The organism is Petrocella sp., assembly GCF_059865615.1.
Window position 1 is genome coordinate 30,000 of sequence record NZ_JCBCDA010000075.1, and the last position, 14,221, is coordinate 44,220.

10 protein-coding genes are annotated in these 14,221 nt (G+C 36.0%); 9 read left to right on the forward strand and 1 reads right to left on the reverse strand.

What is annotated here, in order from left to right; genetic code table 11:
• Positions 1–45: 45 nt before the first annotated feature.
• The 9 genes from polA (at position 46) to AC6F8J_RS08970 (ending at position 12,772) form a co-directional block, all read left to right on the forward strand.
• Positions 46–2,676, forward strand: coding sequence for a DNA polymerase I (gene polA / locus AC6F8J_RS08930; RefSeq protein WP_500722670.1), 2,631 nt, complete (start codon positions 46–48; stop codon positions 2,674–2,676).
• Positions 2,663–3,271 (forward strand): dephospho-CoA kinase, encoded by a 609-nt coding sequence (gene coaE, locus AC6F8J_RS08935; protein WP_500722671.1) that lies wholly within the window; start codon positions 2,663–2,665, stop codon positions 3,269–3,271. Before polA ends, coaE begins: the two co-directional genes overlap by 14 nt.
• A complete protein-coding gene (locus AC6F8J_RS08940; RefSeq protein ID WP_500722673.1) occupies positions 3,255–4,895 on the forward strand; it encodes an ABC transporter substrate-binding protein in 1,641 nt (546 codons plus the stop codon). The genes coaE and AC6F8J_RS08940 overlap by 17 nt, the downstream gene beginning before the upstream one ends.
• A gap of 40 nt (positions 4,896–4,935) precedes the next feature.
• Positions 4,936–6,954 (forward strand): cell division FtsA domain-containing protein, encoded by a 2,019-nt coding sequence (locus AC6F8J_RS08945; RefSeq protein ID WP_500722675.1) that lies wholly within the window; start codon positions 4,936–4,938, stop codon positions 6,952–6,954.
• Between the two features lie 21 nt (positions 6,955–6,975).
• Positions 6,976–8,649, forward strand: a complete 1,674-nt coding sequence (locus tag AC6F8J_RS08950) for a diguanylate cyclase (protein WP_500722677.1) — start codon at positions 6,976–6,978, stop codon at positions 8,647–8,649.
• A 147-nt stretch (positions 8,650–8,796) separates the two neighbouring features.
• A complete protein-coding gene (locus tag AC6F8J_RS08955) occupies positions 8,797–9,591 on the forward strand; it encodes an MBL fold metallo-hydrolase (RefSeq protein WP_500722679.1) in 795 nt (264 codons plus the stop codon).
• 40 nt (positions 9,592–9,631) lie between these two features.
• Positions 9,632–9,904 carry an ACT domain-containing protein gene (locus tag AC6F8J_RS08960; protein WP_500722681.1) on the forward strand — a complete coding sequence of 91 codons (273 nt, stop codon included), beginning with the start codon at positions 9,632–9,634 and terminating at the stop codon, positions 9,902–9,904.
• A gap of 8 nt (positions 9,905–9,912) precedes the next feature.
• A complete protein-coding gene (locus AC6F8J_RS08965; RefSeq protein WP_500722682.1) occupies positions 9,913–11,271 on the forward strand; it encodes a DUF711 family protein in 1,359 nt (452 codons plus the stop codon).
• A 37-nt stretch (positions 11,272–11,308) separates the two neighbouring features.
• A complete protein-coding gene (locus AC6F8J_RS08970) occupies positions 11,309–12,772 on the forward strand; it encodes a beta-Ala-His dipeptidase (RefSeq protein WP_500722684.1) in 1,464 nt (487 codons plus the stop codon).
• Between the two features lie 174 nt (positions 12,773–12,946).
• On the opposite strand, the gene tyrS is transcribed toward AC6F8J_RS08970, so the two are convergent.
• Complete coding sequence (tyrS, locus tag AC6F8J_RS08975; RefSeq protein ID WP_500722686.1) at positions 12,947–14,173, reverse strand: tyrosine--tRNA ligase; 1,227 nt, start codon at positions 14,171–14,173, stop codon at positions 12,947–12,949.
• Positions 14,174–14,221: the final 48 nt, after the last annotated feature.

Sequence of the window (14,221 nt, forward strand, 5' to 3'; positions counted from 1 at the left end):
CATGGTAACTTGACAGCCTTGTACATTTAGAAATCGGGGGAGAGTATGAAAAAACTTTTACTGGTGGATGGAAATAGTATTATGAACCGAGCTTTTTACGGTATACCATTATTAAGCAACAGTGAAGGGGTATTTACCAATGCTGTTTATGGTTTTATTAATATTGTGACAAAAATATTAGAAGATGAAAAAGCCAGTCATGTGGTCATCGCTTTTGACTTAAAAGGACCAACATTTAGAAATGAAATTTATCCGGATTATAAAGGTACACGAAAAAGCATGCCGGAAGAACTGCGTCCACAAATGAAGCTTGTTAAAGAAGTGCTTAAAGCCATGGAGATATCTATATGTGAAATCCAAGGCTATGAAGCAGACGATGTACTTGGAACATTAGCATATTCCGGAGAACAGAGTGGTTATGAAGTGGCCCTATTATCAGGAGACAAAGATATGTTGCAGTTGGCTACAGAGCGTACAAAAATCATTATACCAAAAACCAAGAGCGGTACAACTACCTATGAGCAGTATTTTGATCGGGATGTAATGGATAAATATGGTGTAACCCCTACAGAGTTCATCGATGTAAAAGGACTTATGGGCGATGCATCTGATAATATTCCTGGCATTCCTGGTGTTGGCGAGAAAACAGCATTAAAACTTATTTCCAAGTATCATACGATAGAAGCAGCTTATGAGGACCGAGAAAGCTTTGCTAAAGGTTTAAAAGGCAAAATATCAGATTATATTGATCAAGCGGTGTTAAGTCGCAAACTGGCTTCAATCATTACTGATGTGGCTCTAGACTTTAGTATTGATCATAGTGAGATTGGCGAGATTTATACAAAAGAGGCTTATGATTATTTTGTTAAATTGAACATGAATTCGCTACTAGGTAAGTTTACGGCAATGAAAATGGAAAAAGAACCAGATATGAAAGTTGAAAAAATCAGTGATTCGGTTAACTTGGACCGACTCTTAAGTGAAGCCAAAGCGTGTTATTATCACCTTGTTTTTGACAACAGCCTTACGGCCCTAGCTTTTATTTGTGATCAGTCAACCTATTATTATACGGATAGTAGACTTATAGATAAAAGCCATATTGATAAAGCGATTAATGATTTAATCCTAAATGAAGCAATTAAAAAGATTACTTATGATTTTAAACTTCAGTTACATCAGATTGATGCGCCGATGAGCCTATGTGCAAAATCCATGACCGATTTATCCTTGATGATGTATTTGATTAATCCTGTTTCAAGTCATTATGAAATCGATAAAATTGCTACAGAATATGGGGGCATATCTTATATTGGGGATGACGGATTTTTAGGTAAAGGAAAATCCCTTAAGTCATTAATAGATATCGATGAAGATGATCTCATAAATCGAAGTGTCTTGGCAATACACGCAATCAAACAAGCCTACCCTAAGATTGTTAAAGAGGTAGATGAAAAAAATCTGATGGGCTTATACAACACCATTGAATTACCATTGTTATATGTTTTATATCGTATGGAGAAGCGAGGCATAAAAGTAGATGGTGAACAATTAAAAGCTTTTGCAAAAAGGCTTATGCATAGTATTGAAATATTGGAAAAAGAAATATTTGAGATGGCTGGAGAATCTTTTAATATCTCATCTCCTAAGCAATTGGGAGTTATTCTTTTTGAAAAAATGGCCTTACCTTTTGCTAAAAAGACTAAAACAGGGTATGCAACTTCTGTGGATATTTTAGAAAGAATTAAGCCTTTCCATCCTATTGTTGAGGCGATTATATCGTATAGGCAACTGACAAAATTAAAATCAACCTATGCAGATGGGCTGTTTGAGTATATACAGGAAGATGGGCGTATACATTCAACTTTTAACCAAAAAGTCGCTTCTACCGGTCGAATCAGTAGTCAGGATCCTAACTTGCAAAATATCCCTATACGATTGGAATTGGGAAGGGAAATAAGAAAAGTATTTGTGCCACAAGACGGCTTTATATTTATTGATGCAGACTACTCTCAAATAGAGTTAAGGTTACTGGCTCATCTTTCTGAAGATGCTTCTTTTATAAAAGCGTTTAGAGAAGAACTGGATATTCATAGAATGACAGCTTCTCAAGTATTTCACATACCCTTTGAAGAAGTAACAGACCTTCAAAGACGTAACGCAAAAGCTGTTAATTTTGGGATTGTCTATGGTATTAGTGCTTTTGGTTTAAGTCGAGATTTGAATATAGGTGTAAAAGAAGCGGGCGCCTATATTGACCAGTATTTTGAAAAGTATCCAAAAGTAAAAAGTTTTTTGGATGGATGCATCAACCAAGCAAAAAATGATGGTTATGTAAAAACCATGTATAACCGTATTCGCCCTGTACCTGAACTTGCATCAAGTAATTATGTTCAAAGATCATTTGGAGAGAGAGTTGCAATGAACACGCCGATACAAGGAAGTGCAGCCGATGTGATTAAGATTGCAATGATTAATGTAGAAAAGAGACTTGTAAAAGAAAAAAGTAAAGCAAGATTGATTCTTCAAGTGCATGATGAACTTTTGATTGAAGCACCGATAGAAGATCAAGAATATATTCAATCACTATTGGTTGAAGAAATGGAACAGGCTGTATTAATCAGTGTGCCTTTAACCGTAGATGCCCATATAGGAAAAAACTGGTATGAATCAAAATAATTATGTTATAGGCGTCATTGGTGGCGCAGGAACAGGGAAGACTCATATGAGCAGGTACTTGGTTGAAAAACTAGATGCAAAGTTCATAGAAGGGGACCAAGTAGCCCATGAATTATTAAAGGACCAAGAGATTATTAATAGTATATCCGAAAAATTTGGTTGCGATGTCATTGAAAATGGAGAAATCAACCGTTCAAAACTTGGAAAAATCGTATTTACGGATAAACAATCCTTATTGGAACTAAACCAAATCATGCATGGTGCTATGTTTAAAATGATTGAAAAAAAAGTTAAGACAACAGATAAAAAATTTATTATACTTGAAGCTGCGGTTATGATTGAGGCGGGTTTTTCAAGGCTTGTCCATACCATGGTCTGTTTAAAAGCCGATAAAAACTTGCGGCTTGATCGACTCATAAATGTCAGGTCCATTGACTTAAGAATGGCAGAAAATATTCTTAAGTCACAAAGAAATGACTATGCAGATTATGCAGATTATATTGTTGACACATCTGAAGGAATAGAAAGTATTAAGGATGATCTAGAAAAAATGATAAACGAGATTAGGGAGGCAGAATATGAAAAAAATCACTAAACTGTTATGGGTAGCTGGACTTGTGATGGTTTTAACCGGTTGCTTTGGAATCGATGATCAGCAAAACACACAAGTCGATGTAACGACAAATGAATCTCAAGAGGCCCAAACAGATTCTGATGAAGCAACAGATGGAGATACTATCAAGACTATTGAACCTGCTTTTGGGGGTACACTTAGAATTGCAAGCTACGCACCGAAGACATTTGATCCTTTAAGAAATGATCAACAAAGTGTAATTCAGGTTCTTGGTTTGATTTATGAGCCGCTTTTTGTTTTAGATGAGACACTGATGCCAATACCTGTACTTGTTGATTCTTATAGTTTTGAAAATGAAGGTGCAACACTAATCATTAAACTAAAAGACAATGTGTTGTTTCATAATGGTGTGCAATTAACATCTACCGATGTTGTCTACACCATTAATAAAATCAAGGATTCTAACATTACCGGTTATAAAAATCAAGTTAAAACGATTAAGAACATGACTCTTGTTGATGCGCTTACGTTAAAGATTTACTTTGAACAAGGATATGCTTTTGCATTAAGTGATTTGACTTTTCCAATTATTTCGAGGCAATATGTATCATCTGCAGAGTATGATGAAATGTATCCAATAGGTACAGGACCCTATCAATTTGTTAATTATCAACAAATGCAGAATTTTGATTTAACAGCTTACTTGGATTGGCATGGTGATGGCCCTTACATTGAGAACATTAAAGGTATTATTATGAATGACAGCCAGGCCATGGAAACCTTGTTTGATCAAAAACTAATCGATATCATGAATCCAAGTAAGTTCAACTGGTTGAAATACTCAAGTAATGAAGAACAAAATATTACAAGTTATACTTCGAGTTACTATGACTTTATTGGCTTTAATTTTGATCGTCCATTATTTTTAGATAAGGAAACACGACAGGCTTTTGCTTACGCTGTCAATCGAGAATTTATATTATATGACCGTTTTATAAATCACGGCAAGATGGTGAATGCGCCCATCATACCTGGTAGCTGGTATGCTACCGAACACGAACCATACTACAAGTATGATTTGGATGTTGCTAAACGTCTTGTGGAAAGTAAATATGTTGATTTTGATGGAGATGGTTTTTTTGATTATGCTGATGAAGCGAAGCAAACTTCTATAGAGCTTACCATGCTGGTCAATAAAGAAAATAGCTTACGTGTCCATACTGCCGATATTATAAAAAAAGACTTTGAAGCTTTAGGTTTCAAGATTAACTTGGACATTGCTGAACCAACTCAATATTATGAAAAAGTGGTTAATGGAGAATTTGACTTACTATATGGTGGATGGAAGATGTCTCAAGTTCCTGATTTTGGCTCATTGTTTTCAAGCAACGGTCAACAAAATCATATCCGTTATAGATCAGAAACCATGGATCAATTGATTAACAGTATCACCTTTGCCTATACAATGGACCAGTTAAAGGCATCCGTAAATAACTTCGAAGCCTATATGATTGAAGAAGTGCCTTATATATCTTTATATTTCTTAGATGGTGCGGTTATGAGTGGAAAAAAAGTTTATGGTACGATTCATCCTAATACAGAATGGATGTTTCACGGGATTGAAAACTTATACTTAGATTTTTAACCATGGTTAAGGTGTCAAAACTATATAATCGAGGTGTTTTATGGCTAAAAACAATAACAAGCTAAATGATAATTATGTTTTCGGATTAGATATTGGGACCAGGTCTGTAGTCGGCGTTGTTGGTTACAGAACTGGAATCCATTTTAAAGTGATGGCTTATGCTATGGTAGAGCATGATACAAGAGCTATGATAGACGGTCAGATTCATGATATAGGAAAAGCAACTGAAACCATACTGCAAGTTAAAAAGAACCTAGAAAAACAACTAGGTGTTACTTTACACAAAGCTTGTATAGCAGCTGCAGGACGTGTACTTAAAACTGCCTTAATTCATGTAAACCAAGAGATAGATCCAACTATCATCATAGATGATCATCATATTAACACCCTTGAATTATTGGGTATGGAAAAAGCCCTTCAGCAAGTTAATACAAATCTTGATGAGGAAGAAATGGGTTATCACTGCGTAGGTTATACCGTATCAAAATACTATTTAAATGATTATGAAATAACTTCACTTAAAGACCATAAAAGTAAAAAAATAAGTGCAGACGTCTTAGCCACGTTTTTACCGCAAGAAGTTATTGAGAGCTTATATAGCGTTGTCAAAAATGCTGATATGGAAGTCTATAGTCTTACATTAGAGCCTATTGCAGCTATTCATGTTGCAATACCTGAAGAATTCAGATTGCTTAACATTGCATTGGTAGATATTGGAGCAGGTACATCTGATATTGCCATCACCAAAGAGGGTGGTATTGTTGCCTATGGTATGATTCCTATGGCAGGCGATGAACTGACAGAAGCTATCGTTCACCATTATCTGGTAGACTTTAATACAGCAGAGAAGATTAAAATAAAAGCTTCTACAAAGGCAAAAACAGTAACTTTTAAAGATGTCATAGGTATGAAACATACTGTAGATACGGATGAAATCAATCAAATATTAGAGGGTGTATCACAACAACTTGCCTTTGAAATTGCAAATCGAATTATTGAGCTGAACAACGGCAAAGCAACCAATGCGGTCTTTATTGTAGGTGGTGGTGGACAAGTCAAGTATTTTACAAAAGTTTTAAGTCAGTCTATGGGACTCAGCCCAGAGCGTGTTGCAATAAGAGGCAAAGAAGTACTTGATATTGTTGATTTTGGTGAAAGCAAAATAAAGAAAGGTCCAGAACTGATTACGCCAATTGGCATTTGTCTAACAGGACTTGAAAATAATAAACATGATTTTATCCAAGTTTATTTAAATGATGAACCCATAAAGATATACGACAACAATCGTTTAACGATTATGGATGTGGTCGCTTACAAAGGTATAGAGCCTAAAAAATTCATAGCAAAAAAAGGACAGGCACTTGAGTTTGAAGTAAATCAAAATCAAAGGAGAATTACAGGTGAACCAGGGACTCCAGCCAAAATTCTAATGAATAATGAAGAGGTGAATCTTACCACTAAAATAAAGATGCATGATTATATCACGGTTATTGAAGCAAAAAATGGGAAGGATGCCAATTTATCCACTTACCAATTGGTGAAGACATTAGACCTTAAAGTTTATTTTGATGAGAAAGTCTATTCTTTGGTTCCGGAAATATATGTTAATGAAAGCTTAATGACCATGAACCATGACATAAAAAACAATGATGTCATAAGGTTGAAGTTGCCATCTCTCATCAGTTTTTTACGTAAGCATGATTTAGACGATTTTCAATACGAGTATTATATTAATGGTCAACGGTCAGACGAAAAGAGTTGTCTTGCAGATCTTGACCATATAACAAGAAGAGAGAAAAAATCTCAAAATAATAGAGAAAATGAATCCGATGAGGTTGAAACAACTGGGAAGTGTATTTATGTATCCGTCAATGAAACGCCGATAAAACTTGAAGGTAAGTCGAACTATGTCTTTGTAGATATTTTTGATGTGTATCCTTTTGACTTATCTAAGCCTCAAGGTAATGTGGTTTGTAAAATTAACAACGCCACTGCTTCCTATATGGGTGAAATACATGATGGTGATCATTTGGAGGTTTACTGGGAACAAATATCCTAAGATTAAGGTGGAAAATCAATCATGGACCGTATTCTAAATTATGAACATAAAATCTTAAAACGTCATACACTCCTAATCATTATTCTATTGTTTTATGTTTTCTTTTGCTATTTTGATAAAAGGGAACTTGTTATTCCTTTTTGGGGTATGATTATTTTTATTACAATAACAATCAGTCGCTTAATCTTGATAAAAATTAACTATGGTCACCAACTAGCCATATATAAAGTAGCCAATCTATTATATATGACATTATATGCATATTATCTACATGATGAACGATTTATAGTACAAGGGTTAAGCATCCTTCTTTTCTTTGTTAATTTTATTGAACTCATTGTCATTTTGGAGCCGGAAACACCTAGTGAAAAAAGTAACCTACTTTGGATGGGTGCACTCCCTCTCGTTATAAGTGGTTTTATTTCAATAATTCTTACCGCATTGACTATTGAAATCATCATTTACTGGTGTATCTTATGGGTGGTACTCTATTTTGTCTTAAATTCATTTGCGGACTATGTTTATGAGCAAAAGAAAATCTTCGCAAATCTAAACATTGAGATTCAGAAGAATAAAGTCGAAAAAGAGTCGCTAGAGATTGAAAAAATTAAATACAAAAAGCTTCATCATGTCTTATTGACGCAAAAACAGGAAATAGAGAAAAAAAATATTGAATTAAACCGTGTTAGTTCGGAAATGTACACCCAGTCTGAACTTTTTAGATATATTAGTTCTGTATTGGATATTGACGAACTAATAGGGTTGGTAGCGGATTCGATTATTGGGGCCATTGGTGTTGATACGTGTATGCTTTATGTTTTAGATGAAGGAACCAATGAAAAATTCTATAAGGTAAATACTGTCATTGAATATGATTTTCTGGAATCTTTTAAAACAGATATTGAAAAAGGCGTTTACAGTCGATTCTATGAGAATGGAAAGCCTTTCATGGATTCAAATGTAGACATACATGAATACCCTTTTATTCAACATAGGGAAGTTGGGTCGCTCATTATTGTTCCACTGGTTAAGTCGGACAACGCATACGGTTTATTGATTGCTGAGCATCATACTAAAGATATGTTTGATCATAACAGCATGCACTTTTTCAAGAGTATTATCAGCCAGATTAATATAGTCATTAACAATGCCAATTTATACAGTAAAATGGAAGAAATTGCCATAAGAGATGGGTTAACTGGAATGTATAATAGAGAACATATTCAGAGCATAATAATTGAAGCTATTAATCATATTGAAAATGATGACGTTCTTTCATTGGCTTTATTAGATATTGATTGGTTTAAGAAAATTAATGACACCTATGGCCATCTTTTTGGTGATGAGGTCATTAAGGCAGTCTCAAAGATCATTCAACGAATAGCAAATGAACATGATGGTCACGCTGGTCGTTATGGTGGCGAAGAATTTTTAGTTGTTCTACCGAAGAAAAATCTTAAAGAAGCAGAAGCCATAGTAACCACTCTCCATGAAGAAATTAAGGCACTTGAGATTATATATAAAGGAAGTACAAAGGTTAAGGTAGATGCATCGATTGGATTGTCCGCATTGCCTACGGTTGCCAAAGATGTTGAAAGTCTTCTGCACCGAGCTGATAATGCTATGTACTATTCCAAAAATCATGGACGAGGTCGATTGATTGTAGATCATGAGAATTTATTAGATAGTCTATAATCTTTACGTGAATCAGATTTTCCTCTTTGTGATGAGGTGGTTTTATATGTTCATATGGCTTTTTGCTAAGGCTTGTGATAGTATAGTATCATTCATTTTAACCTTTTTAAGGTTGATCTTATGGGTGTTGAAAGTTGAGGTCATAAAATGAGAATTTGTAGTCTTGCAAGTGGCAGTAGTGGCAATTGTATTTATATAAGCAGTAAAGATACCCATATATTGATTGATGCGGGGATAAGTGGTAAGAAAGCAAGAGAAGGCCTTAGCCTTCTGGGTGTAACCATGGAACAAATACAAGCCATACTCATCACCCATGAGCACTCAGATCATATAAAAGGTCTTGGCGTACTTGCTAGAAAATACCACATACCGATTCATACAAAACTAAGTACCTTTGAAGCCATTATAAATAAGTCTTCTTTGGGTGTTGTTGACCCCATGTTGTTCCGCCCAGTCGTAGAGGATGTGCCCTTTTTAATTGGTGACATTCAGGTAACCGCTTTCAGATCTTTTCATGATGCGGTAGACCCTATCGGATATACCTTCATTTCAGAAGGAAAAAAAATCAGTGTAGCAACAGACTTAGGTACATATAACGACTACGTTAAGATGCATCTTTCCAATTCGAATTTGCTTTTTATTGAGGCGAACCATGATATACGTATGCTTGAGGTCGGACCATATCCATTTTTTCTAAAGCAACGGATTTTAAGTGATTTGGGACATTTGTCCAATGATCGTTCAGCTCAGCTGATTTGTGAACTCTATCATCAGGGCATGAGCCATGTGGTACTTGGACATCTTAGTGAAGAAAATAATATGCCAGATGTGGCATATGCTTCAATTGAATTTGAATTAAAAAATACATTAAAGCATTTAAGAGAAAATCTTAAACTAGTCGTAGCAAATAGGTGTTCTAATTCTGAACTTATAATTTTGTAGCATATCTAAAATAAATAAAACATTATATAGGAGGATTAACATGAAAAAGGGCATTATAACGGTAATTGGCAAAGATACGGTAGGTATTATAGCAAAGACCTGTACATATCTTGCTGATCATAATATTAATATTCTGGATATTTCACAAACCATCGTTGAAGATTACTTTAACATGATGATGATTGTTGACTTAACAAGCAATCTGGAATCCATAGAGGCTCATGTGGACAATCTAGCTAAACTAGGTGAATCCATAGGCGTCATCATTAAGTTGCAACTTGAAGACATTTTTAATGAAATGCATAGAATATAGGTGGTAATATGATTAATTTTTTTGAAGTGTATGAAACAAAAGATATGATAGAATCGGAGAATTTGGATGTTCGTACCATTACGATGGGTATTAATCTTATGGACTGTGCCGATGAAAATGTGAACACTTTTAATGAAAAAATATATAATAAAATCACCACTTATGCCAAAGATTTGGTTAAAGTAGGTGAAAGTATTTCCAAAGAATATGGGGTTCCGATTGTCAATAAAAGAATATCGGTCACACCGATTGCACTGGTAGCTAGCAGTTGTAAAACCAAAGACTATGTCAGCATTGCAAAAACACTTGATAGGGCAGCTGAGACGGTGGGCGTGAACTTTATTGGTGGTTTTTCGGCGCTGGTGAGTAAAGGCATGACACCAAGTGATGAAATGTTAATTCGATCTATCCCTGAAGCATTGGCTTCAACCAAACATGTTTGTAGTTCAGTTAATGTGGGATCAACACGCTCAGGTGTAAATATGGATGCCGTTAAATTAATTGGCGAAATTATATTAGAGACAGCAGAAGCAACAAAAGAGGCGGATTCTATTGGCTGTGCAAAGTTTGTGGTATTTACCAACGCACCGGATGACAACCCGTTTATGGCTGGTGCTTTTCATGGTGTAACAGAAGCAGATGTGGTCATTAATGTAGGCGTTAGTGGTCCCGGTGCTGTTCTTCGGGCCGTGGAGAAATGCCGTGGTGAAAGCTTGGAAGTATTAAGCGAGACCATTAAAAAGGTGGCTTTTAAGATTACTCGAGTCGGACAGATGGTGGCTAAAGAAGCGGCTAGAAGACTGAATGTACCTTTTGGCATTATAGATCTTTCTTTGGCACCAACGCCGGCAATAGGTGACAGTATTGCAGATATTTTATGTGAAATGGGACTTGAATATGTTGGTGCTCCGGGAACAACAGCGGCCCTAGCTATGCTAAATGATTCTGTAAAAAAGGGTGGTGCTATGGCCTCATCTAATGTTGGCGGTTTAAGTGGTGCATTTATACCTGTCAGCGAAGACCAGGGCATGATTAATGCTGTAAAAATGGGTGCTCTTAGCATTGAAAAGTTAGAAGCGATGACTTGTGTTTGTTCCGTTGGTTTAGATATGATTGCCATACCAGGTTCAACCAAAGCAAGCACAATAGCCGGTATTATCGCAGATGAAATGGCTATAGGTATGATTAACCAAAAAACCACAGCGGTTAGAATTATTCCTGTTATAGGAAAAGATGTTGGTGATATTGTAGAGTTTGGTGGTTTGCTTGGCTATGCACCCATTATGCCTGTTAATAATTTTGATTGTTCCAAGTTCATCAATCGTGGCGGTAAAATACCGGCTCCGATTCACAGCTTTAAGAATTAGGAAACATAAAACCATCAGAATAAAAGGATGTGTGAATATGACAAATAAGCTAGAAGGTCTAAAACCTAAAAAGGTGTTTCAATTTTTTGAAGCCATCAGTCAAATACCCAGACGCTCTGGTCATGAAAAACAACTTAGTGATTATATGGTTGTTTTTGCAAAGGAAAGAAATCTAGAAGTGATTCAAGATGAATACCTTAATGTTATCATTAAGAAGCCTGGAACCATTGGGTATGAAAATGCTCCGATTACTATTATTCAAGGACACTTGGATATGGTATGTGAGAAAAACGAAGGGACGCATCATGACTTTGAGAAAGATCCTATTGATCTGGTAGTTGAAGATGTGTGGTTGACCGCAAAAGGGACGACACTTGGTGCTGACAATGGGATAGCTATTGCTTATGCTATGGCTTTATTAGATGCTGAGGATATTTTGCACCCGCCTCTTGAAGTGGTTATGACAACCGATGAAGAAGTGGGCTTAACAGGTGCTTTAAAAATGGATAAAAGCCTATTAAAAGGATCCTACTTCATAAATCTAGATTCAGAAGAAGAAGGGGAGTTTACTGTTGGCTGTGCCGGAGGGTTAAAGGCCACTTTAAGATTGCCTATCGTATATACGGTCAAGGTTTTTGAAGAAGCAATGGTTCAAACCGTAGAAATAAAGAATCTAAAAGGTGGTCACTCTGGTGTTGACATTGATAAAAATAGAGCCAACGCGGATCATCTCATGGGACGTATCTTAAGTCATTTGAGAAAAGGATGTTCTTTTAGAATTGTTGATTTTTCAGGTGGGTCAAAAGATAATGTTATACCCAGAGAGGCTAAAGCAACGATAGTATATGAACGTTCTGAACATTCAAGCTTTGAGACACTTTATGCAGCGGTCACAGCACAGATAAAAAAAGAAAACCGTACCATTGAACCGATGTTAACCGTAGAAGTTACGACTTTACCCTACAAGAAAGGGTTGAAAGTTTTTTCTAGAAAAACAACGGATCAGTTAATCTATACGCTTATTAATGTCCCAAAAGGGATTCAAACGATGAGTGCGGATCTTGAAGGCATGGTTGAAAGTTCTCTGAATCTTGGCAAATGTGCCGTAGAGGGTGATGAGGTCGTCATGTTGTTTGCCATTAGAAGTAACATAAGATCTTTAAAATACCATATGACGACACAACTGGAGTGGTTTGCTAAGCAAATCGGTGGAACATTAACACCAACGGCCGATTACCCTGAATGGGAATTTAAACCGGATTCTAGATTGCTGGACAAGGCAGCCTTGGTTTATGAGGATATGTTCCATAAAAAGCCGTTGGTTAAAGCTATACATGCCGGCTTAGAACCGGGTGCTTTTTTGGAAAAATTACCTCATTTAGATGCTATATCTTTTGGGCCGGATATGGAAGAAGTGCATTCACCTAACGAACGCCTACATATAGAGTCTACAATGAGAACTTGGGAATTTTTGAAAGCTTTACTTAAAGCACTGAAATAAGCCATTAAAATGGGTCATTTTATATAAAAAGAGGCATAATCCCAAAATACGGATTTATGCCTCTTTCTTTGAAATAATAATATGAAAGGTTATAGGGTCAAAAATTCGTAACTATAGATGGTATGTGAAAGTTCAACTATATAGTTTTGACGCCTTAACCATGAAATTAAGTCATTAGATTTTTATCATATGATGTACTTTTTTTCCTTTTCGAATCATCAATTCACCATCTTCGTTAAAATCTTTTTTTGTAATATGGTATTCCACATCTGTAATTTGTACATCATTAACACGAACGCCGCCTTGTTGAACATTTCTTCTACCTTCAGATTTACTTGGAATAAGTTGAGCCTCTAGAAGTAAATCCAACAGATTCATTCCTGTTTCAAATAATGTTTTATCCATCTGAGTTTGTGGCACATTTTCTAATTTGGAACCACCACCAAATAGAGCTTTGGTAGCTTCTAATGCTTTTTGGGCCTCTTCTTTACCATGAATAAGTGCGGTTATCTCGTAGGCAAGCACTTCTTTTGCCTGATTAATCTCTGCCCCTTCTAAAGCGCCAAGACGATTAACTTCTTCCATAGGTAAGAAAGTCAGAAGGGCAAGACATTCTTTTACCTTAACATCTTCAATATTACGCCAATACTGGAAGAACTCATAGGGAGAAGTACGCTCTTTATCCAGCCAAAGTGCACCTTTTTCCGTTTTTCCCATTTTAACACCTTCACTGGTTGTTAGTAGATTGAAGGTGAGACCAAAAGCTGGTTTTTGTTCTTTACGTCGAATGAGTTCAACACCACCTAAGATGTTGGACCATTGATCATTTCCACCCATTTGCATAACACAATCATATCGCTGATTAAGTTCAAGGAAATCATAAGATTGAAGAAGCATATAATTAAACTCCAAAAAGGATAAGCCTTTTTCAAGTCTTGATTTGTAACACTCAGCTGTTAACATACGATTGACAGAAAAATGAACTCCGATTTCACGGATGAAATCTACATAGTTTAACTTGAGTAACCAGTCTGCATTATCAACCATAATGGCTTTTCCATCAGAAAAATCAATAAGATTAGAAAGTTGAACCTTAAAATTAGCGGCATTAGCATCAATCTGCTCAGAAGTAAGCATTTGACGCATATCACTTTTTCCGGATGGATCGCCTATGCGCGTGGTGCCACCACCAATAAGCGCTATAGGCCTATGACCAGCACGTTGCATATGGGCCATTGCCATAATGGTCAAAAAATGTCCGGCGGTTAAGCTGTTCGCCGTTGCATCAAAACCAATATAAAAGCTTATCTTTTCTTTTGATAGTAATTCTTTGATCTCTTCTTCGTGGGTAGCTTGAGCAATAAAACCTCTCTCAAGTAAAACATCGTATGCACTTCTCATGTATAACCTCCTGAGTATATTTATTTTTGTAGAATAACGCGTTAAGGT

Bases quoted from the DNA above. Each gene is read 5' to 3' on its own strand.
- polA (WP_500722670.1), top strand. From the start codon at position 46: ATGAAAAAACTTTTACTGGTGGATGGAAATAGTATTATGAACCGAGCT.
- coaE (WP_500722671.1), top strand. From the start codon at position 2,663: ATGAATCAAAATAATTATGTTATAGGCGTCATTGGTGGCGCAGGAACA.
- AC6F8J_RS08940 (WP_500722673.1), top strand. From the start codon at position 3,255: ATGAAAAAAATCACTAAACTGTTATGGGTAGCTGGACTTGTGATGGTT.
- AC6F8J_RS08945 (WP_500722675.1), top strand. From the start codon at position 4,936: ATGGCTAAAAACAATAACAAGCTAAATGATAATTATGTTTTCGGATTA.
- AC6F8J_RS08950 (WP_500722677.1), top strand. From the start codon at position 6,976: ATGGACCGTATTCTAAATTATGAACATAAAATCTTAAAACGTCATACA.
- AC6F8J_RS08955 (WP_500722679.1), top strand. From the start codon at position 8,797: ATGAGAATTTGTAGTCTTGCAAGTGGCAGTAGTGGCAATTGTATTTAT.
- AC6F8J_RS08960 (WP_500722681.1), top strand. From the start codon at position 9,632: ATGAAAAAGGGCATTATAACGGTAATTGGCAAAGATACGGTAGGTATT.
- AC6F8J_RS08965 (WP_500722682.1), top strand. From the start codon at position 9,913: ATGATTAATTTTTTTGAAGTGTATGAAACAAAAGATATGATAGAATCG.
- AC6F8J_RS08970 (WP_500722684.1), top strand. From the start codon at position 11,309: ATGACAAATAAGCTAGAAGGTCTAAAACCTAAAAAGGTGTTTCAATTT.
- tyrS (WP_500722686.1), bottom strand. From the start codon at position 14,173: ATGAGAAGTGCATACGATGTTTTACTTGAGAGAGGTTTTATTGCTCAA.